Below are 26,065 nucleotides of genomic sequence, written 5' to 3'. Positions count from 1 at the left end.
TTCAGCGCGGCTCACGCGGCATGCGCGGCACAATGCGCACGCGCTGCCCGCCTTTGCGGCGCATCTGGCCGACCCATTCAAACTCGATGGGGTCGGTGCTCGAAAGCTCAAAACGCAGTGTGCGAATCAGCACGCTCAGCACCGATGCCAGCTCCACCAGCGCAAAGCTGCGTCCGCCGCAGATGCGCTTGCCCCAGACAAAGCTGGAGATCATGCCGCTGCCCATGCCGAAGCCCTCGCGCGCGGCGGCGTCCAGATCAGGTTCCCATGGATTGGGACGCTGCAGCGCTTTTTCATTCACGCCGATGAGCGATACGACGATCACGTCGCCAGCCTTTACCTGCATGTCCGAGAGCTGGTCGTCATCTTGCGCGATGCGCGGCACGAACGGTGCGGTGGGATAAAGGCGCAACAGTTCGGATATGAAGCAGCGCAGATCGCCATGCTCGGCAATGGCGGTCTTGAGGGCTTGCGGATCGCTCTGGTGCTCGTCGTGGATCGCGCTGATGCCCGCGAAAAGACGCTCCTGCAACTGCGGATGACTGGCCAGCAGATGCAGCGCCCAGCCTATGGAATAAGACGCGGTGTCCGTGCCCGCGCCCAGCATCATCGTGAGTTCTTTTTCAAACGAAAAATCAAACCCCGGAACCGACTCCGCTTCCAGCATCTTGCGCAGCATGGGGCTGCCTTGCAACTCTTCGCTGCGCAGCGTCTGCAGCGCGGTGAACACCTGTTTGCGCAATTGCAGAATCTCGCGAATCAGCTCCTTGCTGTGGCTGATGGCATTGCTGCCCGGCTCCACGAAGGCCCACAGTGACGCAAGCTCCGTCAGGCGTGAAGCGCTGTCATGCGCCATGGGGATGCTGCCGACTTCGACCTCCAGAAACATCTGGGTGAAGATGGACAGCATGTTCTGATGAATCAACGCTTCATCGAGCACGTCCGCCGGCGGCTTGCTGGCCAGATGTTCGGCCATGCGCGTTGCTTGCCGGGTGCTGATGTGGAAGGCGCGATCCGCATCGAATTTGCCGAGATAGGGCTGGCTCAGTTCCTGGCGAAACTTCCATTGAGCCCCTTCGTCGGTGAAGCGCGAGCTGCCTGCCACTTGCGAGAACCAGCGGTAATTCTTGGCGTAGTTGTCGACGTTGCGGCGCAGGACGATGTCGGCGTCTTCGAGGTTCTGCACCACCAGCAGACGCCTGCCGTCTGGTTGCGGGGTCGACTCGTTGTGCCCCGGCTGCTCGCGCGCCATGTCATAGAGATGCTGGCAGAAACGCGAGCTGAACTGGCTGTCGCTGGGAGCAAGGAGATCGGTGCTGGCAGTCATGGAATCAAATCGGCAACTCGACGACGGTCTGCTTGCCAAAGAGCGGAGCATTCAATATGCCCAGTATCTGCGTGGCGGCATCCTGCGGCGTGCGCAGACGTCCACGGGTATGCAGCGATTGGAAATTGCCAGCGCCGGGAAACTGCTCGGCAGGCGTCTCGCGCATCTGCGTCTGCATGCCCGTGTCCACCACGCCCGGATGCAAGGCGCAGACCAATGCACCATGGGGTCGGAGTGCTTCTTCCTGCGCGATGCAGCGGGTGGCGTGATCGAGGCCCGCCTTGGCGGCACAGTAGCCCGACATCGACGCAGCCGCCATCTTGGCCAGCGCCGAAGAGATGTTCAATACCTTGCAGACCACGCCGCGCTCGCTGGCTTCGCGGGTGGCGAGCAGAAAGGCCGCCGTCAACATCAGCGGCGCTTCCAGATTCACGCGCAAGGCGTTGGCAGTGTCCTGCAGATCGGTGTCGGCCAGCGGTGCGATTTCGCTGGGTAGCGACGCGGCATTGTTGATCAGTCGAATCTCGCTCCAGCCCTTGTCGGCAGTCGTCTGCTCGCGCAGCCAGTCGCCCAGCTTCTGTGCAGTGGGCTGCGGGTTGGAGAGGTCTTCCTGCCATTGCACAAGGCGCGATCCATGCTCGGCCGCAGTCTGCTCCAAGGCATCGCTGGCAGAGCGCGAAATCTGCAGCACGAAGGCTTGGCTGTCGGACAGCAACTGCTGCGCCATCGCGCGGCCCAGACCGCGCGTCGCGCCGGTGATGATGGTGAGTGTCTTGGCGGCGGGCATGGCAGTGGACATGGCGGTGGTGCTCACTGCGGTTGTGTGAGCTTTTCCAGCAAGACCGTCAGATCGCCAACGGTCTGCAGCGGCATCAGGTCCACGGGATCGATCTTGCTGCTGGTTTCGGTTTCGATGCCCACGATGATCATCTCGAACGACAGGCTGTCGATGTTCTTCAGGTTCGCAATCTGGTCGTCCGCATGAATGCTGTCGGCCGGAATCATCAGGGCTTCGGCAATGATGCGTTGGATGGTGGCAAGCGCTGTGGTGCTCATGGTTTTTCGGTGTCTGGAATATGCGAAGGATAAGCGGAGTCGGTGCTCGCCAGAATGGTGATTTGCCCGGATTCGAACTGCAGCCGCGTCGGAGCGCGAGCGACCTTGCCGGATGATGTGTGTGCAATGCTGCCGTTGGCAATCATGCAGACATGCACGGTTGCGCCCGCGGCTGATGTGGCCGCCGCTGCGGCCCGCTGCAATGCCTCTTGAAGCGAGGTGGATTCCTGCTTGCGCACGGCTTTTTCATGCAGCAGCAGCACGAGTGCGCCATGCCGCCCTGCGCGCGAGTCCTGAAGCAGCAGCATGTGCTCGCGCGGCATCTGCGTTGATTCGCTCACGGCAGCTTCTACATCCTGCGGCCAGAGGTTGCGGCCATTGATGATGATGAGGTCTTTGATGCGGCCGGTGATGAACAGGCGTCCGGCGCTATCCACATAGCCGCGATCACCTGTGGCCACTGGTTGGGTTGCCGCGTGCGTGTGCAGTTGGCCGGCGATGAAGAAACCGCTGAGTTGCGATGGGCCGGTGATGTCGATTTCGCCTTCGATATTGGCTGGCAAGGTCTTGCCAGCGCTGTCGCGCACGGTGAGCTGCCAGCTCGGCAAGGGTGGGCCGCAGTCGACCAACTCAGGGTTCTGCTCGGCAAACGGCGTGTGGCTCATCGATACGGCGAGTGTGGCTTCGGCCAGTCCGTAGCTGGGCTTGAAGGCATCTGCATGAAAGCCGTGTTTGGCAAACGCATCGACAAATGCCTGCAACGCGCCGTGGATCACCTGATCGCCGCCCACGCCTGCGATGCGCACGGCGTCCAGTTGTGCGGTTGTGGGAACGGATGCGGCGTGGCGTGCCGCCAGTTGCCATGCAAAGGAAGGCGCATAGGCAATCGTGCTGCCGCGCTCCGCCATCAATGTGGGCCAGATATGCGGTCTGCGCGCGAAGGTGGATGGCGCGAGATAGTCCACGTGGACTTGTGCGCAAAGCGGCGCGAGCACAAATCCGACCAGGCCCATGTCGTGAAAATAGGGCAGCCAGGAGAATGCGCGATCTTCGGACTTCAAGGCCATGCCATGCCGCAGGATCACGTCCACGTTGTGCATGAGCGCGCAGTGCGAAATCGCAATGCCCTTGGGCTGGCTGGTCGAGCCGGAACTGAACTGCACGTAGGCGATCGACTCTGCGTCCGGTTCGGCAAAGGGCGGAACATCTGCTGCAGAAACCGAGTTGCTCAGCGTCTCGAATGCCTGCATGGGCATCTGCAGGGCGCTGCTCGTTTGCAACATCTTGAGCATGGCCTCGGGGCCGAGCAGCAGACTCATTCCAGCCGCGTGCTGCATGTTGGCGAGCGAGCGGGCGTAGCGATCCACGTTCTGCATCAGGCTGGGCAAGGGCAGCGGGCAGGGCACCCAGCCCAGATACTGGCACGCACAGAATGCGGCGATGAATTCCGGCCCGGTCGCCGCCAGAATGCCTACGCGTGGCCCGATGCCGTCGTTTGGCGCAATGGTGGTTGCGTGACGTGCAAGTTGGGCGGCATAAGCCAGCATGCGCTCACTCAAGTGCGCGTAACTGAGTGGCTGTTGGAGCGCGCCACTGCCGTCAAACCAGTTCAGTGTCTGCTGCGGAAACTGCGCGGCATATTGCACCGCCGCAGGCAGGCTGGCAAACCCACCGATCTGGCGTTCACGCATTGCTGTGGGCGGGCGGGGCGTTTTTCTTCTTGGGCCGCAGGGTGGGGTCTTTGAACGCGGAGAGCACCATCACATCCAGGCGCGATCCATCGGTCGCCAGAATTTCCTGCTTGAGGGTGCCTTCGTAGATGAAGTGCTCGGTGTTGAGCACGGCAAACACCAGACGGCGGTTGCTGGTGAGCACGCGCGAGGTGATCTTGTCGACCCCACGGCGATCGAACATCTCATCACAGATCGGAAACCAGGACTCCCAAAAAATCTCGCGCCCGATCTTGATGTTGGGCGAAGCACCCAGCGTCAGGGTTGCAAGGCGATGGCGCGCGTTGATGCTGAAGTTGTAGAACCCGAGCAGTTGTCCGTCTGCCTTGTGGAAGATGCCGAGCAGCAGGTTGTCGACGTTGTCGAAGCTCGCCACAAAAGCACGCAGACTGTCGACGGAGAAGTTCAGCGCCTGCAGGTTCAGGCCTTGCAGCATGTTGGCGTCGTTGAACCACTGCGTGAACTCGGGCGTGACGTCCGCTGCGGTGATGTTGCGCGTGATGAGGTGCTCGGATTCCAGATGAACCGGCTTGACCGCATGGCCGCCCGTGTGGGCCGCAACGCCTGCGGGCGTGAGTCTGGAGTTGAGTGGAATGGTGAAGCCGCCGCCGCTCATAAGATGTTTGTGCTGTCCTTCAGGGATGGATCAGAGGAGGGCGCAGCGCAGGGTGCTGAGCAGTCTCTTTGCTCCTACTATTGCTCTCTATTGTCAGGTAGTTTTGAGTCGGGGTCTATGACATCCGGAAAGCCTGCACGTGGCGAGAACAGTCCTCGACGGCGACGGGCGACGGAGCGGGGCCAGAAAATGACTGGGGCAGTCCGGTCATCGGCTTTTGCCAATGTCCGGACTGCCCCATGTCTGTCGGCCTGTCGGTCGATGTCAGTCTTGCTTCGCGCTTGTACGGGACGACTTTGCGGCTGCCTTGGTGTCTTCTGGCCTGCGGCGACGCAGCATGAAGCCAGACAAGGCTGCCAGCAAGGTTCCCATGCCCATCAAACCGGCTGTGGACATGGTGGGCACCGCAGTGACCGAATCCGGGCCGGGGGCAGGGGCTGGTCCGGGAGCGGGCCCTGGCGCTGGTCCTGGTGCCGGTCCGGGAGCGGGTCCTGGGCCGGGTGCTGGTGGAGGAGGTGGTGGCGGCGGTGTGGGGCTGGCCTTCGATTGCAGATACCAGTTGCCGTTCACCAGTTGGAGCGAGTAGTTGTAGCCGTTGTCCGAGACGATGGATTCCAGCTGAAAGTGTGTGGCAACCGACGATGGATCGGTATCCGCCAGCACCAAGGGAATGCCGTTGCCAGTGGTCAGCGCGCCTTGTCCTCCGATCACGTTGACCTGCAGACGGGTCGTGGTGCCGGTGATCGGGCCGATGATGTGAATCACGTCGCTGGTGTTGCCGCTCGCGCCGAGGATGGTGTCGAGCTTGACGATGCCGCCCGTGCCGTTCCAGGAGGTGGCGTTGACCACGTCGCTGTTCTGTCCGCCCGAGAGATCCAGCACACCGCCACTCATGGTGACTGCGCCCAGATTCTGCGTGGTGTCGCCCATGAAGAGCGTGCCGCTGGAAATCTTCGTTGCGCTCATATTGGGAACGACGAGCGGGGTAGGCAGTGTCAGCTTGCCACCCAGCACATTGAGCGTGCCGGTGAATCCGGACTGATCCGTCGGGTAGTTGCTCAGATCGACCGGGCATGTTGTCCCCATCTGCCAGTCCGCGGGAAGCGCTGGTGCCGTGGTGGTGCCTGCAAGCGTGGTGTTGCCCGCATTTTGAACAATCTGACCACCGCCGATGATCGGAATCGCCACATTGATCGAACCGGTGTGATTGAAGCGTGTCGTGGCGTTCGTGCCCAGCAAATGGATGGCGGATGCTTCAATGCTCCCCGGTGCTTTGGGACCGGAAATGTTCTCCGAGCCATAGGCAACCTGGCCATCGTTGTTGATGTTGATGGGGCCCAATCCGCCTGTCACTTGGTTTGCGTAGTAGCCCTTGGGCGAGGCACTGGGGTCCGTGGATGGAATGAGGACGGGGGGCAAGTTGGCGACGCCCACCTTGACGAGGCCACTGTCTGTGGTGACGAGTGCCCCGCCTGTGGAAATCTCCACGGAACCGATATTCGATTCGCCCATGGATGGATTGACCAGCGTCGGGGGCGTATTGCTGTAATCGTAGGACGGTATCCCCATCTTGCCAGCCACCAGCAGCTGGGATGCGGCACCCGTCACACGAACCACGCCGGTGGACAGGCTGTCCGAACTGATCTGCAGGGCCGGGTCGTGCTTGGGGCAGACACTGCTTCCAGATCCGGGCATGTCAAAGTTGGAGCCGGCATATGCCTTTCCGCCGGACAGCACATCCAGCGCACCGTTGCCTCCCTTGTTGCCGACGGTGACGCCGCTGATGAAATTGGCCTGATTGGGGAATGCGCTGGTCGCGTCGTCGTGCACCGTGACCGTACCGATGCCCTTGTTGTTGCCGATGATGCTCTGCGAGTCCTTGCCATAGGACAGCGAGTTGACGGGTGCCCCGGCACCTAGCTTGCCCGACTTCAGAATGTCCACAGCACCAACGGAACCAGGGCCATCGCCGACCACGAAGTCGTTTGGATCACCGGTCAGGAGTGTGAGCCCGGCACCATTGATGGTCAGGTTGCCCGTGCCACCAGAGCCGCCGCCCACGGTGGAAGCCTGATACGCAGAGCCCATGAAGACGCTGTTGTATGAGTAGGGGCTCATTTCTTCGGGAGTCTTGCCGGTCCCGAGAATGGTTGCTGCACCTTTGCTGCCAGCACCCATCCCGACCCCGATTCCCATCGTGCCGGAGGTCGAGCGCATCTGTCCATCAGGGTCGGTGGCTGGACGAGGCGTCAGGTCCAGCAGGAATGTGCCATTTCCGCCTGCCTGGCCGACAGTGAAGACAGGAGGCATCGAGCCGGAAGGGTACAGGCTGGTATCCCATTGAAACGCCATCGTGTCGGCTGCGGGGCGGATGGTCAGCACCCCGGTGGTTCCTGAACCCGAGCCGACAGAAAGCGTCACTGGGAAATTGAATGGGTCTGGTGGAACGTAATCATCTGGCGTGCTGGGGTCGCTGTCCGTGTCCACATACGTGGGAGTCGGTGTCCACGTTGCAGTACTCATGTTGATCACATTGGGGCCAGACGTTGTCGGCGGTGTCGCGCCGGAGTCCGCGTTGTCCAGCGCGTTGCCCGACCAGTTGGCGTCCACCGGGATTTCAGTGCTTGTTGCACCTGTAAAGAAATTGGTGGTTGCAGGCGCTGTGTGTGCCGGAACCGTCGCCAGTAGCGCCAGCGCACTGATCATGGCCTTCTTGAGCCGCGTGGGCCTGTGAATATTCGTTGGACTGACCGACATACAACCACCTCCATTTGCTTTGTTCTGTATCAAATGTCACAAATAGATTCTATGTAGATGGTTTATCTATGGAATATCAGTGATGGGAGTTGGCTATCTGCTTGTGCAATTGCGAGAAAACGGATAGCAAGCGCATATGAATGAGTGCCTCGAAGAAGAAATTGGAGAAAAGTGACTATTTATTTCTTCATTTGGATTGCTTTTGAAAGAAGTATTTCATTTTGACTTGGTTTTGGGAGTTTTGTGTGTTTTCGAATGCTTTGTCGTGATTTGATCATTAATGACCGATTGTAATTTTTTTGATCATTTATGATTTTCAATATCGATTTGAAGTAAATTTTTACCTGTCGATTCGATTGATGAGAATGTGAACTAAAGTTTGCATTTGTGGAATCTGGGAGAGGATGCACGTACAGACGACGTGTTGTAGCTGTTTGGATACATGTAACTGACGATTTATGAAATTTTTTTGTTTTTATCCGTTGCAACGACAGCTCGCCGAGGTGTCTCTGGGTGCGGATGCCCAATGAAAAAGGCCCGCGATGCGGGCCTGGGTACGTCTATCTGATGTGCGGTGCTCAAAGAGCAAAGAGCCCGAGCATCAAGCCAACTGTGTGGCGTGGTGCTTCAAATGATCTTCGATGAAGGTCTGGATGAAGTAGTAGCCGTGGTCGTAACCCGGCTGCATGCGCAACTTGAGGGGCTGGTTGGCCTTGGCGCAGGCGGCTTCGAAGGCTTCTGGCAGGAGCTGCTTTTCCATGAGGAATTTGTCGGCCATGCCTTGGTCGATGAGGATGCCTGCGGGGTAGGGCGCGCTTTTCTGTTCGCTCATCAGCAGTGAGGCGTCGTGTGAATTCCAAGCGGATTGGTCTTCGCCGAGATAGCCTGAGAAGGCCTTCTGGCCCCACGGGCAGTTCACTGGGTTGCTGATGGGTGCGAAGGCGGACAGGCTCTTGAACACGCCGGGATGACGCAGTGCGAGCGTGAGCGCTCCGTGGCCGCCCATGGAATGGCCGAAGATGCCTATGCGATCGCCCGCGATGGGCAGCTTGTCGGTGATGAGTGGCAGCAGTTCGCTCAGCAGGTAGCTTTCCATGCGCCAGTGCTTGGCCCATGGTGCTTGTGTGGCGTCGAGGTAAAAACCTGCGCCGACGCCGAAGTCCCACGCATCGGCTTCGCCCGGCATGTTCGCGCCGCGCGGGCTGGTGTCGGGTGCGATCAGCGCGATGCCCAGCTCGGCCGCCAAGCGCTGCGCGCCCGCCTTGATCATGAAGGTTTCTTCGGTGCAGGTCAGGCCCGCGAGGTACAGCACGGCCGGCACCTTCTCGCCCATCAGCGCCTTGGGCGGCAGATAGACAGAGAACTTCATCGGCAAGCCGATTTCGCGCGAGGCGTGTTCGTAGAAACGCTGCGCACCGCCGAAGCAGGCGTGCGCGTTCTTGAGTTCGAGGGTAGTAGCAGTCATCTAAGAATTCCGGATGAGTCTGTATTCAACAGCGCCCGGCGCAGAGAGAGCAGCGCCGTGAACAATCACCACAATGACAAGACAGGCCTTCAGGCTAGGCGTCGAAGCCGCAGACAGTAGTTCTCTACGGCAAGGCTTCGCAACAACGCATGAAGGCCTGTGTTGTCATCTCCGCACGGGTGACGAGATGAGGCCGCAAGGCCTCATCAAGCCAAAGAAAAATCACTCACCAAAGTGAACGACCGAGCGGATGGACTTGCCTTCGTGCATGAGATCGAACGCTTCGTTGATTTCGGTGAGCGGCATGGTGTGCGTGACGAACGGCGCGAGTTGAATCTTGCCTTCCATGGCTTCCTCGACCATGCCCGGCAACTGGCTGCGGCCCTTGACGCCGCCAAACGCCGTGCCCAGCCACTTGCGGCCGGTCACCAGTTGGAATGGGCGAGTCGAAATTTCCTGCCCCGCACCTGCCACGCCGATGATCACCGACTGGCCCCAGCCGCGGTGCGCGCATTCGAGCGCGGCGCGCATCACGTTGACGTTGCCGATGCACTCGAAGCTGTGGTCCACGCCCCAGGTGGTCATCTCGACGATGACTTGCTGGATCGGCTTGTCGTAGTCCTTGGGGTTGATGCAGTCGGTCGCGCCGAAGGTTTTGGCCAGATCGAACTTGGAAGGGTTGGTGTCGACGGCGATGATGCGGCCAGCCTTGGCCAGCTTGGCACCTTGAATGACCGCGAGGCCGATGCCGCCGAGGCCGAACACGGCGACGGTGTCACCTTCCTGCACCTTGGCGGTGTTCTTCACGGCGCCGAGGCCGGTGGTCACGCCGCAGCCCAGCAGGCAGACCTGCTCGGGGTTGGCATCCGGGTTGATCTTGGCGAGCGAGACTTCGGCGACGACGGTGTATTCGCTGAAAGTGGAGCAGCCCATGTAGTGGTAGATCGGCTGGCCGTTGTACGAAAAACGGGTCGTGCCATCGGGCATCACGCCCTTGCCCTGCGTGGCGCGGACCGACACGCACAGGTTGGTCTTGCCGCTCTTGCAGAACAGGCATTCGCCGCATTCGGCGGTGTAGAGCGGGATCACGTGATCGCCGGGCTTCACGCTGGTCACGCCTTCGCCGCATTCGACGACGATGCCCGCGCCTTCGTGGCCGAGCACGGCGGGGAAGATGCCTTCCGGATCATCGCCGCTCAGCGTGAAGGCGTCGGTGTGGCAGACGCCGGTGTTGGTGATCTTGATGAGGACTTCGCCCTTCTTCGGCGGTGCGACGTCGATCTCGACGATCTGCAGGGGTTCTCCGGCTTTGAAGGCAACTGCGGCGCGGGATTTCATGGGTGGTTCTCCGGAAGAAGATGGTGTGTATGGGAGGGGAATCGAATCTCCCGACTTTAGAGCATCGCGCGCGTGGGGCGGGTGGCAATGTCCGCATGCCAGTGCGATATGTCCGGATTTGATCGTCGAGCGCGATTCAGGACGAGCAGACGATATATTGCCGACTTCTTTTTGTCGTTCTTCCTTTTTTTGTCTGGCAGGTTCATGGAGCATCGTCACGCAGGCGCGCATCGCGTCGATCTGGTTGTCTATCCCGGTTTCAAGGCGCTGGAGGCCATTGGCCCCATGTCGGTGTTCGACTATGCCAATGTGCATCTGCGCGAGCGCGGCAGGCCCGATGGTTATGCCGTGCGCATCGTCGCGGCGGAGCGCGGACTGGTGCGCTCGGACACGCTGATGTCGCTGGAGGCCACGCATTCGCTCGACGATGTGGAGCGCGACAAACTGGGGTGCACGGTGGTGATCGTCGGTTCGCGTCACATCGAGCGCGTGCTGGGTGAATCGAGCGGACTGGTGCAGTGGCTGGAGCGCGTTGGCCCCAAGGTGCAGCGGTTGATTTCGTTGTGCTCGGGCAGCTTTTTTCTGGCCAAGGCGGGGCTGCTCGATGGTCGCCGCGCCGCTACACACTGGAGCGTGGCGGGCGCGCTGCAGCAGAAGTTTCCGCGCATCGATGTGGATGCCGATGCGATCTATGTGCGCGACGGCGCGCTCTGGACTTCGGCGGGCGTGACGGCGGGAATCGACCTCGCATTGGCCGTGGTGGAGGAAGACTTCGGTCACGCGCTGGCGCTGGAGGTGGCGCGCGATCTGGTCATGTATCTCAAACGGCCGGGCGGGCAGTCGCAGTTCAGCGTGCGTCTGGCGAGCCAGTCGACCAAGCACCGCAGCGTGCAGAGTCTGCAGCAGTGGATTCTTCAGCATCTCGAAGAGCCGCTTCCGATGTCGCGACTGGCTGAGCAGGCGGCGATGAGCGAGCGGCACATGAGCCGTCTGTTCGTGCAGGAATGTGCGCAGACGCCCGCTGCGTTCATCGAATCGGCCCGGCTGGAGCGTGCCAAGCAATTGCTCGAAGAGCACACCAGCCTGCCGCTCAAGACGATTGCCGCACGCTCCGGGCTGGGGTCGGAGCAGGCGCTGCGGCATCTGTTTTCCAAGCAGTTGGGCATCACGCCGAACACGTATCGCGAGCGCTTTGGCAGTCGCAGCGCAAAGGCGCTGTGAGTGCGCAATGAGTGCGTAGAAATGCAAAGAAAAGGCCCAACGGATGTCAGTCCGCCGGGCCTTCGCTTCTCCCCTCGCAATGATGCGTCAGTGGCGCTTGAGTGTGCTGATTTCAGCGGCTTCCGGCCAGAAGCAAAAAAGCCCAGCGGCGTGGGCCACTGGGCTTTTGCTGGATCACGAAGATCCGGGCTGCGAATCAGCGAATCAACGCTTGATGTCGCGGCGTGGCGAGCCGGTGTACAGCTGGCGTGGACGGCCGATCTTGTACTCTGGGTCGCTGATCATTTCGTTCAGTTGGGCGATCCAACCGACGGTGCGTGCCAGAGCGAAGATGCCGGTGAACAGGTTCACTGGAATGCCGATGGCGCGCTGCACGATGCCGGAGTAGAAGTCGACGTTCGGGTACAGCTTGCGCGACACGAAGTATTCGTCTTCCAGGGCGATCGATTCGAGCTTCTTGGCCAGTGCGAACAGAGGATCCTTTTCCAGGCCCATGGCCGACAGAACTTCGTTGCAAGTCTCTTGCATGAGCTTGGCACGTGGATCGTAGTTCTTGTAGACGCGGTGACCGAAGCCCATCAGCTTGACGCCGGAGTTCTTGTCCTTGACTTGCTTGATGAAGTCGCCGATTTTTTCCACGCCACCTTGTTTCTGGATGTCGTAGAGCATGTTCAGAGCGGCTTCGTTTGCGCCGCCGTGAGCAGGACCCCACAGGCAGGCCACGCCGGCAGCGATGGCTGCGAACGGGTTGGTGCCGGAGGAGCCGCACAGACGCACGGTGGAGGTGGAAGCGTTCTGCTCGTGGTCTGCGTGCAGGATGAAGATGCGGTCCATCGCGCGTTCGATGACCGGGTTCACCTTGTACTCTTCGCAAGGGTTGCCGAACATCATGCGCAGGAAATTGCCAGCGTACGACAGGTGGTTCTGTGGATACTGGTAGGGCTGACCCACGCCGTACTTGTATGCCATGGCGACCAGAGTAGGCATCTTGGCGATCAGACGGATCGCGGAGATTTCACGGTGCTCTGGGTTGTTGATGTCGGTGCTGTCGTGATAGAAGGCCGAGAGACCACCCACCAGACCAGTCAGCACAGCCATCGGGTGTGCGTCACGGCGGAAGCCGCGCAGGAAGAATTGCATCTGCTCGTTGACCATGGTGTGGTTGGTCACGAGCTTTTCGAAGTCGGCCTTCTGCTGTGGGTCTGGCAGTTCGCCGTTCAGCAGCAGGTAGCAGGTGTCGAGGTAGTTGCAGTTGGTGGCCAACTGCTCGATGGGGTAGCCGCGGTACAGCAGTTCGCCCTTGTCACCGTCGATGTAGGTGATGGCCGACTGGCAGGACGCAGTGGACAGGAAACCTGGGTCATAGGTGAACTTGTCTGTCTGGGCGTACAGCTTGCGGATATCGAGAACGTCCGGGCCGATGGTGCCTTGATAAACGGGGAGTTCGATGCTTGGGCTGCCGTTGCTGAACGATAGCGTCGCTTTGTTATCTGCCAGTTTCATTTCATTTCCTTCAATAATTAACCTACATCTGTGTGCAGGATCTGCACTCCGCGTCAGGCACGCGGGCGTAGTTGCTCCAGCACCGAACGGATTTCGTCCGTGGCCAATTCACCTTCGGGCTCCTTGCGGCGAAGCAAGAGGTCCAGCAGATCGTTGTCGGAGAGATCCATCAGTGCCGAAATTCCACGCGCCTGGCTTGCGGTCAGGCGCGACCCGTAGGTGGCAAAGAAGCGCTCGATGAACAGGTCGTTCTCCACCAGTCCACGCCTGGAGCGCCAGCGCAGCAGAGAAACTTCGCGTTCGTCGAGCAAGGTGTCTTCTTGTGCCATGGTCATCAGATGGCTCGGCGAACCATCAGTTCCTTGATCTTGCCGATCGCGACTGTCGGGTTCAGGTGCTTGGGGCACACGTCCACGCAGTTCATGATGGTGTGGCAACGGAAGAGTCGGTACGGATCTTCCAGGTTGTCCAGACGCGCTTCGGTCGCGGTGTCGCGGCTGTCGGCGATGAAACGGTAGGCTTGCAGCAGACCGGCAGGGCCCACGAACTTGTCGGGGTTCCACCAGAACGATGGGCAGCTCGTCGAGCAGCTGGCGCACAGAATGCACTCGTACAGGCCGTTGAGCTCTTCGCGCTCTTCGGGCGACTGCAGGCGTTCCTTGCTGGACGACACGTAGATGTCGCTTTGCAGGTATGGCTTGATCGAGTGGTACTGCTTGAAGAACTGCGTCATGTCCACGATCAGGTCGCGGATCACTGGCAGGCCTGGCAGCGGCTTCAGAACGATGTCGCCCTTGAGGGTCTTCATGTTCGTCAGGCAGGCGAGGCCGTTCTTGCCGTTGATGTTCATCGCGTCGGAGCCGCACACGCCTTCACGGCACGAGCGACGGAACGAGATCGTTGGATCGACTTGCTTGAGCTTGACCAGCGCGTCCAGCAGCATGCGCTCATGGCCGTCGAGCTCCAGCTCCACGGTTTGCATGTAAGGCTTGGAATCCTTATCGGGATCGTAGCGATAGATTTTGAAAGTGCGCTTCATGTTTTGAATCTCTTCTCGTGGGCTGCTGGATTAGAACGTGCGGACCTTGGGAGGCACGCTCTCCACTGTCAGGGGCTTCAGGTTCACAGGCTTGTAGTACAGGCTGTTGTCGGCGCTGTTCCACAGGGTGTGCTTGAGCCAGTCGATGTCATTGCGGCCCAGTGGGTACTTTGGATCGTCGGCTGGATGCTCGTAGTCGTACACGGTGTGCGCGCCGCGGCATTCGTGGCGAGCGGCAGCGGAGGTCATGGTGGCCTGAGCAACTTCCATCAGGTTGTCCACTTCCAGCGCTTCCATGCGGGCCGTGTTCCACACCTTGGACTTGTCCTTGAGGGTGATGGAGCCGATGCGTTCGCGGATCGCGTTGATCTTGACCACGCCTTCGTCCATCGACTTCTGCGTACGGAACACGCCTGCGTGCGTCTGCATGGCTGTGCGGATGTCGCCAGCGATGTCTTGCGCGTAGGTGCCTTCCTTGGAGTTGTCCAGCTCGTTGAGGCGGGCCAGCGTGCGGTCAGCGGAGTCGCCGGGCACTTGGTGGTGGTCACCGAAGCCATTGACGAACTGCACGATGTGCTTGCCAGCGGACTTGCCGAACACCAGCAGGTCGAGCAGCGAGTTGGTGCCCAGGCGGTTGGCGCCGTGCACCGACACGCAGGAGCATTCGCCCACGGCGTACAGACCGTTGACGATCTGGTTCTGTTGACCGTCCCACACCACGACCTGGCCGTTGATGTTGGTCGGAATGCCGCCCATCTGGTAGTGGATGGTTGGCACCACAGGAATCGGTTCCTTGGTGATGTCCACGTTGGCGAAGTTGTGGCCGATTTCCTCCACGGAAGGCAGACGCTTGCGAATCGTGTCAGCACCCAGGTGGTCGAGCTTCATCAGGATGTAGTCCTTGTTCGGACCGCAGCCGCGACCTTCCTTGATTTCCTGGTCCATCGAGCGCGACACGAAGTCACGTGGAGCCAAGTCCTTCAAAGTTGGGGCGTAGCGTTCCATGAAGCGCTCGCCTTCGCTGTTCAGCAAAATCGCGCCTTCGCCGCGGCAACCTTCGGTCAGCAGCACACCGGCACCGGCCACGCCAGTGGGGTGGAACTGCCAGAATTCCATGTCCTGCAGCGGAATGCCTGCGCGAGCAGCCATGCCCAGACCGTCACCGGTGTTGATGAAGGCGTTGGTGGAGGCCTGGAAGATACGGCCGGCACCGCCGGTCGCCAGCAGCACAGCCTTGGCGTGCAGCTCGTACAGGTCGCCGGTTTCGAGTTCGATGGCGGTCACGCCGACCACGTCGCCCTGCGTGTTGCGGATCAGGTCCAGAGCCATCCACTCCACGAAGAAGTTGGTCTTGGACTTGACGTTCTGCTGGTACAGCGTGTGCAGCATGGCGTGACCGGTACGGTCAGCAGCGGCGCAGGCGCGTTGCACTGGCTTTTCGCCGTAGTTGGCGGTGTGGCCACCGAACGGACGCTGATAGATCGTGCCATCAGGGTTGCGGTCGAAAGGCATGCCGAAGTGTTCGAGTTCGATCACGACGTTCGGTGCTTCGCGGCACATGAACTCGATGGCGTCCTGGTCGCCCAGCCAGTCGGAGCCCTTGATGGTGTCGTAGAAGTGGTAGTGCCAGTTGTCGTCGGACATGTTGCCCAGCGATGCGGACACGCCACCCTGCGCCGCCACGGTGTGCGAACGGGTAGGGAACACCTTGGACAGCGAGGCCACGGACAGACCCGCACGAGACAGCTCCAGCGCAGCGCGCAGGCCGGAACCGCCAGCGCCGACGATCACGACGTCAAACTTGCGCTTGGTGATATTTGCTTTTGTGTAGCTCATTCTTTTCTTTCAATCGCGGAGATCAGTCTCGATCACAGACGCCACAGGACCTGGAAGCCCCAGCCTGCGCAGCCGACCAGCCAGACAATGGTGAAAATATTCAGGACCAGACGCAGGCCTGTAGCAGGCACATAGTCCATCCACACGTCACGCACGCCAACCCAGGCGTGCCAGACCAGCGAGACGATCACGCCGAAAGTCAGGAACTTCATCCACTGGGGAGCGAACACGCCGGCCCAGGCGTCGTAGCCGATGGGGCCGGAGATCATCAGAACACGTGCCAGCAGCACGATGGTGAACAGTGCCATCAGCACAGCGGTGCCACGCTGGACCAGCCAGTCGCGGATGCCGTAGTGCGCACCAACCACGGTGCGCTTGGAGCCGTAATTCACGGACATGGTTCTTTTTCCTTATCGTAGGGAGAAAAATGGCCGATCAGTACAGGCCGAACAGCTTTGCGCCGAGCGCCACGGTCAGCACGAGGCTGATGGCGAAGCAAACGAGCGCGGAAGACTTGCCGAATTCCTTGTTCACGATGTGATGGTTCATGTCCATCAGCAGGTGGCGAACGCCGGCGCAGAAGTGGTGCAGGTAACCCCAGATGAGAGCCAGGCAGACCAGTTTGGCCAGCCAGCCCCAGGAACCCTGGAACACGGAGGTGAAATCGCCGTACGAAATTTCGGACGAAAGGGACTTGTCGAACATCCAGGTGATGAACGGCAGCAGGAAGAACATGATCATGCCGCTGACGCGATGCAGGATCGACAGCACGCCGGCAGGGGGCAGGCGGTAACCGGGAAGGTCCGTGAATACGTTGATATTGCGGAACTCAGGCCGCTTTTTAGCTTGCTCAGTCATGTCTGGATTTGCTTTCGTGGATGTAACTGCGTTGTAATCGCGGATGCGGACAACCCAAAATTCTATTGCAACCCAATGTCACTGGGTTGTGGGGAATGCTTATTCCATAGTCGGGCGTTGCTGTAAACCCTGTTGTCAGCTTAGCGAATTGTGATAGTGATGTGTGTCAGTTCTGTAGAGCGCACGACGTAACTCCATTGGAACATCGTTGTAGGTGTAGGCGATGCGCTCGACCGACAGCAGGGGCGTGTGCGGGGGCACCAGCAACAGATTGGCCTGCTCGTCGTCAGGGACAACCGCACGGATTTTTTCTTCGGCACGCACCATGCGCACGCCGTAATCGAGCTCGAACATGGCGTAGGTCGGGCCGTGGTAGTTGGCCATCTGCTCGGCGGTCAGGCCTTTGAATGCCTGACCGGGCAGCCAGATGTCCTCCAAAATGGTGGGTACACCGGCAAATGCCAGAATGCGGCGCGCCTGAATGATGGGGTCCCCGGTGCGAATCTGCAGCGCGCGGGCGATCTCGGCGGAGGCGCGGTTGCGCTTGCATTCGAGAATCGTGCGCTGGGCCGGACCTTCCTCGCGGACGTCGCCGCTGTCGGGGAGCAGCTTGAGAAAACGGTATTGCACCTGCTGCTCGGCATGAGTGGCCACAAACGTGCCCTTGCCCTGACGGCGCACGAGCAGGTTGTCGGAGGCCAGCTCGTCGATGGCCTTGCGCACCGTGCCCTGGCTCACGCGAAAGCGCGCTGCGAGGTCCATTTCGCTGGGAATGACTTCGCCGGGTTTCCATTCGCCATGTTGCAGGCTGTGCAGGATGAGACCCTTGATTTGCTGGTACAGCGGGCTGAACGCCGGAGTCGAAACGCCTCCCGCCCCCGCGTTGGCGACGGCTGATGAAGAAGGTGATGTCGAGTTGGAGGACATGCCGATGGGCTGGATCGAGAGATCGATGCGGTAATCAGTTTGAAACTTTCACCTGCCATCATATCTTATATAAGACATAAGACAAATTGACCCTGTCAATGAATCAGCGGTAAACTCGGGGGCTGTTAATGCCGGGTTCGGGTGGCTGTCGATTCATGTGCCGCCCGAGTGAGTCCTGACACCAACACAGCCCTCATATTTTTGGAGTTTTTCTCATGAGCAAGAAGCCCGTTCGCGTTGCCGTTACCGGTGCCGCTGGTCAAATCGGTTACGCCCTGTTGTTCCGCATCGCTTCCGGCGAAATGCTGGGCAAGGACCAGCCAGTCATTCTGCAACTGCTCGAAATTCCTGACGAAAAGGCCCAGAACGCTCTGAAGGGCGTGATCATGGAGCTGGAAGACTGCGCATTCCCTCTGCTGGCCGGCATCGAAGCCCACAGCGATCCACTGCAAGCCTTCAAGGACACCGACTACGCTCTGCTGGTCGGTGCCCGTCCACGTGGCCCAGGCATGGAACGTGCCGACCTGCTGGCTGCCAACGCACAGATCTTCACCGCTCAGGGCAAGGCTCTGAACGCAGTCGCTTCACGCAACGTGAAGGTTCTGGTTGTCGGCAACCCAGCCAACACCAACGCCTACATCGCCATGAAGTCGGCTCCTGACCTGCCAGCAAAGAACTTCACCGCCATGCTGCGTCTGGACCACAACCGCGCTGCTTCGCAACTGGCTGCCAAGGCCAGCTTCGCCGTGGGCGACATCAAGAAGCTGACCGTGTGGGGCAACCACTCGCCAACCATGTACGCTGACTACCGCTTCGCCACCGTCGATGGCAAGTCTGTCAAGGATATGATCAACGACCAAGAGTGGAACGCCAACGTGTTCCTGCCAACCGTCGGCAAGCGCGGCGCTGCGATCATCGCTGCACGTGGCCTGTCGTCGGCTGCTTCGGCTGCCAACGCTGCCATCGACCACATGCGCGACTGGGCTCTGGGCTCCAACGGCGAATGGGTCACCATGGGTGTGCCTTCGAATGGCGAATACGGCATTCCAGCCGGCATCGTGTTCGGCTTCCCGGTCACCACAGCCAACGGCGAATACAAGATCGTCGAAGGTCTGGAAATCGACGCGTTCTCGCAAGAATGCATCAACAAGACGCTGGCTGAGCTGCAAGGCGAACAAGACGGCGTGAAGCACCTCCTGTAATTCACAGGAAACCAAAGTCCACACATGCAGGATTGGAACCCCCAGCTCTACAGCCGCTACGAGGACGAGCGCACGCGCCCGGCCCGTGAGCTGCTGGCGCGCGTGCCCCTGAACGATCCATCCGTGGTGGTGGATCTAGGCTGCGGGCCGGGGAATTCCACCGAACTGCTGGTCGCACGCTTCCCAAAGGCCCGTGCGATCGGCGTGGACAACTCCAAAGCCATGCTGGAGAGCGCTGCAAAGCGGCTCCCCGGCGTGGACTTTGTAGCCGCAGACATCAACGATTGGGTGCCGGATACCACAACAGGTTCGGCACCCAATCTCATTTATGCCAATGCCGCGCTGCAATGGGTGGGCGATCACGAGATGCTGATCCCGCGCCTGTTCCGTGCACTCGCGCCCGGCGGTGTTCTGGCCATCCAGATGCCCGACAACCGCGCCGAGCCCACGCACCGCAACATGCGCGAGCTGGCTGCCGAATCGCCGTTCAAGGAACCGATTGGCGACTTCACCAAGCTGCGCACCGAGCTGCTCAGCATTGGTCAGTACTACGACCTGCTGGCCAAAGAGGCCGCGCAGGTGGATGTCTGGCACACCGTGTACCAGCATCCAATGGAGTCCGCCGCAGCCATCGTGGAATGGGTGCGTGGCACCGGACTCAAGCCTTTTGTCGATCCGCTTTCCGACACTCTGCGAGCCGAGTTTCTTGCGAGTTACGAAAAACGCATCGATGCCGAATATCCCGTGCGCAGTGACGGCAAGCGACTGCTGGCCTTCCCGCGCATGTTCATTGTTGCCCAGCGCCCCGCATGACGACGACCGCCGCCAAAGCCCATCCCGCCACTGTCCTGCTCGGAGCGCAGGCAGGGCAGCAACACATTCCCGTCTGCGATCACTACAGCGGCGTGGAAGTGCGCATGCGCAAGAGCCTGCAACTGCAGGACGAGATGCGCGCCGAGTTCGGCCATGTGGTGTTCGACGTGACGCTCGACTGTGAAGACGGAGCGCCCGTCGGTCTGGAGCGCGAGCACGCCAGGCTGGTCGCGCAACTGGTGTGCGAAGCCAAACCCGGTGCGCGCGTTGCCGCCCGCGTGCACACCGTCGACCACCCAGCGTTCGCCAACGACATCGCCACGATCGCAGGGGAAGCAGGCGACAAGCTCTGCCACATCATGATTCCCAAGGTGGAAACCTACGAAGATGTGGAGATCGCCACCCGCGCGCTCGACGCCGCTGGCGCGAAGCATCTGCCGCTGCACGCGCTGATCGAGTCGCCCGCCGCCGTGCACCGCGCCTTCGACATTGCCTCGCACCCACGCATCCAGAGCCTGAGCTTTGGTCTGATGGATTTCGTGTCCGCCCATGGTGGCGCGATTCCTTCGGCCGGCATGACCTCGGCTGGCCAGTTCGAGCATCCACTGGTCGTGCGCGCCAAGCTTGAAATTTCGTCTGCCTGCCATGCACATGGCAAGGTGCCGTCCCACTGCGTAGTCACCGAATTCAGCAACACCGATGCCATGCAGGCCGCTGCCCGCAAGGCCAATCGTGAATTTGGTTACACGCGCATGTGGAGCATCCACCCGGCGCAGATCCGACCCATCCTCGCGGCGCTGGCGCCCGACGATGTCGAGATCGAACGCGCCGGTCGCATCATTTCTGCCGCCGTGGCCGCTGACTGGGCTCCCATCAGCGAAGACGGCGTGTTGCACGATCGCGCGAGCTACCGCTATTTCTGGCAGGTGCTCGAGCGTGCTCACCAAACCGGCCGTGCCATCCCGTTGGATGCGCGCCAATGGTTTGTTACGGGTGATGGCGTCACTGAAGCATAAATCGGTTATTTTTGATGTTTCGATCCCATCAACTCATTTTCATCTTGCAGGAGTCCCCATGAAGACCCTCGTCGCTGCCGCCCTGATTGCCATTGCACCAGCCATTGCCATGGCGCAAACCGATTCCAAGCCCGCTCAAAAGGCGGCTCCCAAGACTGCGGCGAAAGCTCCTGCGGCCAAGAAGACCACCACCACGACGGCCAAGAAGACCACTGCTGCGCCGAAGAAGACCACAGCCGCCACCAGCAGCCGCACGCAGCTCAAGAGCGCCGCGACGCAGGTGGCCTCTGGCTTCATCGCTGCGGAAGCCGCGCTGTCGCCCGCTGAGTTGGCACTGGCCGATACCGTCGTGACAGGCCATATGCCTTGCGAACTCGGTGCCTATGTGGATGTCCAGAAGGACCCGAGCTCCCCCGGCCGTTTCCATGTGACGGGCAAGAATTTCAAGTACCACATGCAGCCTGTGGCGACGTCCACTGGCGCCATCCGTCTTGAAGACCAGAAGGCCGGTGCCGTCTGGATGCAGATCGCCAACAAGTCCATGCTGCTGAACCAGAAACAAGGTCAGCGCATGGCCGACGAATGCATGAATCCCAACCAGGTTGCTGTGGCCGAGTCCATGAAGAGGAACCCCACACCCGGTGTGCTCGACGGTCTGAACACCAAGTAAGACCGCAGTCCCGGACTGCTGAAAACACGGCGGGCCTCTTGTGACCATCTTCGCGATGGTCAGCCAGAGGCTTGCCAATTGCCGCCCCATTTGATTGAAAACCAAAAACTTCGGAGAAGTAGACCATGTTGAAAGCCTACCGTGACCATGTGGCTGAACGCGCCGCACTGGGCATCCCCCCACTGCCACTCGACGCCAAGCAGACGGCCGAGCTGATCGAGCTGATCAAGAACCCACCAGCCGGTGAAGACGCGTTCCTGCTCGACCTGCTGACACACCGCGTGCCACCAGGCGTGGACGATGCTGCCAAGGTCAAGGCGTCGTTCCTGGCCGCCGTGGCCCACGGCGAAGTGAAGGTGGCCCTGATCTCCAAGGCCAAGGCCACCGAGCTGCTCGGCACCATGGTGGGCGGCTACAACGTGCACCCGCTGATCGAGCTGCTGGACGACGCTGAAGTCGCTGGCGTGGCTGCTGACGCGCTGAAGAAGACACTGCTGATGTTCGACTTCTTCAACGACGTGGCAGACAAGGCCAAGGCCAGCAACGCCAAGGCCAAGGAAGTGATGCAGAGCTGGGCTGACGCCGAGTGGTTCACATCGCGTCCCGAAGTCGAAAAGAAGATCACCGTCACCGTCTTCAAGGTGCCCGGCGAAACCAACACCGACGACCTGTCGCCCGCTCCCGACGCATGGAGCCGTCCCGACATTCCGCTGCACTATCTGGCGATGCTCAAGAACACGCGTCCTGACGCAGCGTTCAAGCCCGAAGAAGACGGCAAGCGCGGCCCGATGCAGTTCATCGATGACCTGAAGAAGAAGGGCAACCTCGTGGCCTACGTGGGCGACGTGGTCGGCACCGGTTCTTCGCGCAAGTCGGCCACCAACTCCATCATCTGGGCAACCGGCATGGACATTCCGTTCGTGCCCAACAAGCGCTTCGGTGGTGTCACGCTCGGCGGCAAGATCGCTCCGATCTTCTTCAACACGCAAGAAGACTCCGGCGCTCTGCCTATCGAAGTGGACGTGTCCAAGCTCGAAATGGGTGACGTGATCGACGTCTATCCTTATGACGGCAAGATCGAGAAGAACGGCGCCAAGGTTGCTGACTTCCAACTGAAGTCCGACGTGCTGCTCGACGAAGTGCAAGCCGGTGGCCGTATCAACCTGATCATCGGCCGCTCGCTGACCGCCAAGGCACGCGAGTTCCTGGGTCTGGCTGCATCCACCGCGTTCCGTCTGCCACAAGCTCCTGCCGCCTCCAAGGCTGGCTTCACGCTGGCTCAGAAGATGGTGGGCCGCGCTGTCGGTCTGCCGGAAGGTCAGGGCGTTCGTCCCGGTACCTACTGCGAGCCACGCATGACCACCGTGGGTTCGCAAGACACCACCGGCCCGATGACCCGCGACGAGCTGAAGGACCTGGCTTGCCTGGGCTTCTCCTCCGACCTGGTGATGCAATCGTTCTGCCACACCGCTGCTTATCCCAAGCCAGTGGACGTGAAGACCCACCGCGAATTGCCTGCGTTCATCTCCAACCGCGGCGGCGTGGCCCTGCGTCCTGGCGATGGCGTGATCCACAGCTGGCTCAACCGCCTGCTGCTGCCTGACACCGTCGGTACCGGCGGCGACTCGCACACTCGTTTCCCCATCGGCATTTCGTTCCCAGCAGGTTCCGGCCTCGTGGCGTTCGGCGCTGCGACCGGCGTGATGCCTCTGGACATGCCAGAGTCCATTCTGGTTCGCTTCAAGGGTGAAATGCAGCCCGGCGTGACCCTGCGCGATCTGGTGCACGCGATTCCGCTGTACGCCATCAAGCAAGGTCTGCTGACCGTTGCGAAGGCGGGCAAGATCAACGAATTCTCGGGCCGCATCCTCGAAATCGAAGGTCTGCCAGATCTGAAGGTCGAGCAAGCATTCGAGCTGTCCGACGCGTCTGCTGAGCGTTCCGCCGCAGGTTGCACCATCAAGCTCAACAAGGAGCCAGTGGCCGAATACCTGAAGTCGAACGTCGTTCTGATGAAGAACATGATCGCCGACGGCTACGCTGACGCGAAGACCCTGCAGCGCCGCATCGAAAAGGTCGAAGCATGGCTGGCCGCGCCCAACCTGCTCGAAGCCGACAAGGATGCCGAATACGCACACGTCATCGAGATCGATCTGGCCGACATCAAGGAGCCGATCGTCTGCTGCCCTAACGATCCTGATGACGCCAAGACCCTGTCCGAAGTGGCCGGCACCAAGATCGACGAAGCCTTCATCGGCTCGTGCATGACCAACATCGGTCACTTCCGTGCCGCTGCCAAGCTGCTCGGCGGCAAGCGCGACATCCCGGTCAAGCTGTGGGTGGCTCCGCCCACCAAGATGGACCAGAACGAGCTGATCAAGGAAGGTCACTACGCTGCCTTTGGCACCGCCGGCGCGCGTACTGAAATGCCCGGCTGCTCGCTGTGCATGGGCAACCAGGCACAGGTTCGCGAAGGCGCAACCGTGATCTCCACTTCGACCCGCAACTTCCCGAACCGTCTGGGCAAGAACACCAACGTGTATCTGGGCTCCGCCGAACTGGCCGCGATCGCATCGCGTCTGGGCAAGCTGCCTTCGAAGGAAGAGTACCTGGCCGAAATGGGCGTGATCGACGCTGACAAGGCCAGCGTCTATCGCTACATGAACTTCGACCAGATCGAAGAGTACGCAGAAGTGGCTGCCAAGGTTTAATTCAAACCTTCAACGCCGCGCTTCGGCGCAAATCAGAAAACCCGCTTCGGCGGGTTTTTTGTTGCCTGTCGGGAGGCGTTTCTTGCATAAGATGCTTGAAAAATGGAGGTTTTCGACCATGGCAGCTCTGAATTTCAATCAGATTCTGGATGCGTTTGAAATGGCATCCTTTGGTGCGACAGGGGAGGTCGAGGCCATTCTGAATCTGGAAACTGGTGAGGTCTACTTTTCAACGGATGGCGCCTATCCCGAGATGGACACCCATCTTCCCGAAGACATCGATTCCGGCCCCTATGTCGTGCTGCCAACCAAGCACGACCTCCATTTGGGCTGGGGCTTGGTGAAACGATTCGTGGAGCAATATTTGCCCGATCAGATGGCAAGCGTCGAGCGTATGGCTGGTTGCCGTGGGGCCTATGGGAGATTCAAGGAATTTCTTGAGAACAAGGGGCAGTTGCAAGCCTGGTACGAATTCGAGCGCAACAGCACGGCCGAGCGTCTGCGTGCGTGGTGTGCCGATGAAGGTATTGAACTACAGTAAGCGATCAAGCCTGTTGCCTCGTCGGGAATGGCTTGCTCCCGTACAATGCTGCCTTTCGCGCCGCCAGTCGGCACATTTCGCAGTCATGGGTTCCCTCGCCCCCATTCATCAAAAAGGTTGTCAGTCATGACGTTCGCTCATGCATCGCAGGCGCAACAGCCGTCTCGCGTGCCGTTCTATCTCTCGCTTCTGGTGGCTTTTCACATTGCCATCGTCATCGCCAGCAATTACCTGGTGCAGTTGCCGATCATGCTGTTCGGCTTTCACAGCACTTGGGGCGCGTTCAGCTTTCCATTCATCTTTCTTGCGACCGATCTCACGGTGCGCCTGATCGGCAAGCAAGCCGCGCGCCGCGTGATCACGCGGGCCATGCTGCCTGCGCTGGTCGTGTCCTACTTTGTGGGCGTGCTGTTTCACAATGGCCATTTCAACGGCTGGGAAGCGCTGGCCTCGTTCAACGGCTTTGTGTTCCGCATCGCCTTGGCGAGCTTTGCTGCCTATGTGTTTGGGCAGTTGCTGGATATCCAGGTGTTTGATCGCATTCGCCAGAACAGCCGTTCGTGGTGGCTGGCTCCCACGGCTTCGGCCATCGTGGGGCAGGCGCTCGATACCGTGGCTTTCTTCGGCATCGCTTTCTGGCGCAGCAGCGACCCGTTCATGGCTGCCAACTGGGTGGAGATCGCGGCGGTCGATTACGCCATCAAGCTCGCGGTGAGCCTGCTGCTGTTTGTTCCCGCGTATGGCGTGGTGCTGGCTGCCATCGTGCGTGCGATGCGCGTGCCACCAGTCACACCAATGGCTGCACAGAACTGAGTTCGTGCCGTTCTCGGCGCAAAGCAAAAAACCCGCTCAGGCGGGTTTTTTGTTGTCTGGGCGTAGCTCCGTGGAGGCAGTGATGCGGTGGCGCTTCAACCCATCCGCACATCGAAGTAAGCCTCTTCCACCGAAATCCCTTGAAACCCCGCCTGCCGTGCCTTGTCGAAGGCCTTGAGCCAGGAGCGGGCGAGGCGTTCCTGTTCCGCGTTGATTTCTCCACCTTCTGCGGCATCCATGTAGGCCCGCCAGGCGTCGAGCATGCTTTGCTCATCGGGGAAAATTTTCTGGATCTCGCGGATGAACCGGGCTTCGGCGCGTTCTTTCAATGGGGGTTCAATTCCGTCGCAATCCTGCAGGGTGACTTCGATGACGATGGCTACTTCCATGGGTTTGAAACACTGGTTAAATTGACAGTATTAAGTATCCATTTTTACTGTTGTTTTGTACAGTCATTTGTGTATGTGCTGGCGAGTGAAATCCCGACCAGCAGTTGAGGTTGGGTACACTTTGTAAAAATTTGCGACGTCGTCCTTCGGCTTTCGAGCATGAAACTTGCAAGGAATGACGTGCTAGCGAGGTGGCACCAAGCCCCTTCAACGCCGATATTTTCTGCGTTGCTTCTC

General features: G+C 60.2%; 24 protein-coding genes. 8 read left to right on the top strand and 16 right to left on the bottom strand.

Annotation, left to right across the window (positions count from 1 at the left end; translation table 11 throughout):
• Nucleotide 1 precedes the first annotated feature (1 nt).
• The 8 genes from G7048_RS03220 to G7048_RS03185 form a co-directional block, all read right to left on the bottom strand.
• Nucleotides 2–1,327: a cytochrome P450 gene (locus G7048_RS03220; protein WP_166066766.1), complete on the bottom strand. Its 1,326-nt coding sequence runs from the start codon at nt 1,325–1,327 to the stop codon at nt 2–4.
• 4 nt (nt 1,328–1,331) lie between these two features.
• The gene (locus tag G7048_RS03215; protein WP_240933144.1) at nt 1,332–2,126 is read right to left on the bottom strand and encodes an SDR family NAD(P)-dependent oxidoreductase; all 795 of its coding nucleotides are present in this window, start codon (nt 2,124–2,126) and stop codon (nt 1,332–1,334) included.
• Between the two features lie 11 nt (nt 2,127–2,137).
• Complete coding sequence (locus tag G7048_RS03210; RefSeq protein WP_166066765.1) at nt 2,138–2,383, bottom strand: acyl carrier protein; 246 nt, start codon at nt 2,381–2,383, stop codon at nt 2,138–2,140.
• Complete coding sequence (locus tag G7048_RS03205) at nt 2,380–4,074, bottom strand: AMP-binding protein (protein WP_166066764.1); 1,695 nt, start codon at nt 4,072–4,074, stop codon at nt 2,380–2,382. The genes G7048_RS03210 and G7048_RS03205 overlap by 4 nt, the downstream gene beginning before the upstream one ends.
• Nucleotides 4,067–4,729: a GNAT family N-acetyltransferase gene (locus tag G7048_RS03200; protein ID WP_166066763.1), complete on the bottom strand. Its 663-nt coding sequence runs from the start codon at nt 4,727–4,729 to the stop codon at nt 4,067–4,069. The genes G7048_RS03205 and G7048_RS03200 overlap by 8 nt, the downstream gene beginning before the upstream one ends.
• A 264-nt stretch (nt 4,730–4,993) precedes the next feature.
• The gene (locus G7048_RS03195) at nt 4,994–7,486 is read right to left on the bottom strand and encodes a hypothetical protein (protein ID WP_166066762.1); all 2,493 of its coding nucleotides are present in this window, start codon (nt 7,484–7,486) and stop codon (nt 4,994–4,996) included.
• 601 nt (nt 7,487–8,087) lie between these two features.
• Nucleotides 8,088–8,951 (bottom strand): S-formylglutathione hydrolase, encoded by an 864-nt coding sequence (gene fghA, locus G7048_RS03190; protein ID WP_166066761.1) that lies wholly within the window; start codon nt 8,949–8,951, stop codon nt 8,088–8,090.
• Between the two features lie 222 nt (nt 8,952–9,173).
• Nucleotides 9,174–10,289 carry an S-(hydroxymethyl)glutathione dehydrogenase/class III alcohol dehydrogenase gene (locus G7048_RS03185; RefSeq protein WP_166066759.1) on the bottom strand — a complete coding sequence of 372 codons (1,116 nt, stop codon included), beginning with the start codon at nt 10,287–10,289 and terminating at the stop codon, nt 9,174–9,176.
• Between the two features lie 204 nt (nt 10,290–10,493).
• Between G7048_RS03185 and G7048_RS03180 the strand changes: the two genes are divergently transcribed.
• Nucleotides 10,494–11,510 (top strand): GlxA family transcriptional regulator, encoded by a 1,017-nt coding sequence (locus tag G7048_RS03180; protein ID WP_166066758.1) that lies wholly within the window; start codon nt 10,494–10,496, stop codon nt 11,508–11,510.
• Between the two features lie 204 nt (nt 11,511–11,714).
• Here G7048_RS03180 and G7048_RS03175 read toward each other — a convergent pair whose 3' ends face one another.
• The 7 genes from G7048_RS03175 to G7048_RS03145 form a co-directional block, all read right to left on the bottom strand.
• Nucleotides 11,715–13,013, bottom strand: coding sequence for a citrate synthase (locus G7048_RS03175; RefSeq protein WP_166066757.1), 1,299 nt, complete (start codon nt 13,011–13,013; stop codon nt 11,715–11,717).
• Nucleotides 13,014–13,066: 53 nt separating this feature from the next.
• Nucleotides 13,067–13,342, bottom strand: coding sequence for a succinate dehydrogenase assembly factor 2 (locus tag G7048_RS03170; RefSeq protein ID WP_166070765.1), 276 nt, complete (start codon nt 13,340–13,342; stop codon nt 13,067–13,069).
• 5 nt (nt 13,343–13,347) lie between these two features.
• Nucleotides 13,348–14,052 carry a succinate dehydrogenase iron-sulfur subunit gene (locus tag G7048_RS03165; RefSeq protein WP_166066756.1) on the bottom strand — a complete coding sequence of 235 codons (705 nt, stop codon included), beginning with the start codon at nt 14,050–14,052 and terminating at the stop codon, nt 13,348–13,350.
• 30 nt (nt 14,053–14,082) lie between these two features.
• Nucleotides 14,083–15,888, bottom strand: a complete 1,806-nt coding sequence (gene sdhA, locus G7048_RS03160; protein WP_166066755.1) for a succinate dehydrogenase flavoprotein subunit — start codon at nt 15,886–15,888, stop codon at nt 14,083–14,085.
• Between the two features lie 32 nt (nt 15,889–15,920).
• Nucleotides 15,921–16,286: a succinate dehydrogenase, hydrophobic membrane anchor protein gene (sdhD, locus tag G7048_RS03155; protein WP_166066754.1), complete on the bottom strand. Its 366-nt coding sequence runs from the start codon at nt 16,284–16,286 to the stop codon at nt 15,921–15,923.
• 37 nt (nt 16,287–16,323) lie between these two features.
• A complete protein-coding gene (gene sdhC / locus G7048_RS03150; protein ID WP_166066753.1) occupies nt 16,324–16,746 on the bottom strand; it encodes a succinate dehydrogenase, cytochrome b556 subunit in 423 nt (140 codons plus the stop codon).
• A 135-nt stretch (nt 16,747–16,881) separates the two neighbouring features.
• Entirely contained in the window at nt 16,882–17,673 is a 792-nt protein-coding gene (locus G7048_RS03145) for a GntR family transcriptional regulator (RefSeq protein ID WP_166066752.1), read from the bottom strand.
• 215 nt (nt 17,674–17,888) lie between these two features.
• Here G7048_RS03145 and G7048_RS03140 point away from each other — a divergent pair, with 215 nt between their 5' ends.
• From G7048_RS03140 to G7048_RS03110, 7 genes are all read left to right on the top strand, one after another.
• The gene (locus G7048_RS03140) at nt 17,889–18,875 is read left to right on the top strand and encodes a malate dehydrogenase (protein ID WP_166066751.1); all 987 of its coding nucleotides are present in this window, start codon (nt 17,889–17,891) and stop codon (nt 18,873–18,875) included.
• A gap of 24 nt (nt 18,876–18,899) precedes the next feature.
• On the top strand, nt 18,900–19,688 hold the full coding sequence (gene tam, locus G7048_RS03135) for a trans-aconitate 2-methyltransferase (protein WP_166066750.1): 789 nt from the start codon (nt 18,900–18,902) through the stop codon (nt 19,686–19,688).
• Nucleotides 19,685–20,704, top strand: coding sequence for a CoA ester lyase (locus tag G7048_RS03130; RefSeq protein WP_166066749.1), 1,020 nt, complete (start codon nt 19,685–19,687; stop codon nt 20,702–20,704). Before tam ends, G7048_RS03130 begins: the two co-directional genes overlap by 4 nt.
• Before the next feature lie 58 nt (nt 20,705–20,762).
• Nucleotides 20,763–21,374 (top strand): hypothetical protein, encoded by a 612-nt coding sequence (locus G7048_RS03125; protein ID WP_166066748.1) that lies wholly within the window; start codon nt 20,763–20,765, stop codon nt 21,372–21,374.
• Between the two features lie 125 nt (nt 21,375–21,499).
• The gene (acnB, locus tag G7048_RS03120) at nt 21,500–24,085 is read left to right on the top strand and encodes a bifunctional aconitate hydratase 2/2-methylisocitrate dehydratase (RefSeq protein WP_166066747.1); all 2,586 of its coding nucleotides are present in this window, start codon (nt 21,500–21,502) and stop codon (nt 24,083–24,085) included.
• 118 nt (nt 24,086–24,203) lie between these two features.
• Nucleotides 24,204–24,626 (top strand): hypothetical protein, encoded by a 423-nt coding sequence (locus tag G7048_RS03115; RefSeq protein ID WP_166066746.1) that lies wholly within the window; start codon nt 24,204–24,206, stop codon nt 24,624–24,626.
• A 126-nt stretch (nt 24,627–24,752) separates the two neighbouring features.
• Nucleotides 24,753–25,439: a 7-cyano-7-deazaguanine/7-aminomethyl-7-deazaguanine transporter gene (locus G7048_RS03110; protein ID WP_166066745.1), complete on the top strand. Its 687-nt coding sequence runs from the start codon at nt 24,753–24,755 to the stop codon at nt 25,437–25,439.
• A gap of 95 nt (nt 25,440–25,534) precedes the next feature.
• Here the strand turns inward: G7048_RS03110 and G7048_RS03105 are convergent, their stop codons facing one another.
• On the bottom strand, nt 25,535–25,828 hold the full coding sequence (locus tag G7048_RS03105; RefSeq protein WP_166066744.1) for a hypothetical protein: 294 nt from the start codon (nt 25,826–25,828) through the stop codon (nt 25,535–25,537).
• Between the last annotated feature and the right edge of the window lie 237 nt (nt 25,829–26,065).

The sequence above is a fragment of the Diaphorobacter sp. HDW4B genome, assembly GCF_011305535.1.
Lineage (GTDB): Bacteria > Pseudomonadota > Gammaproteobacteria > Burkholderiales > Burkholderiaceae_C > Diaphorobacter_A.
The sequence above is the reverse complement of the archived record's forward strand: the minus strand, read 5'-3'. Positions and strand labels throughout refer to the sequence as shown.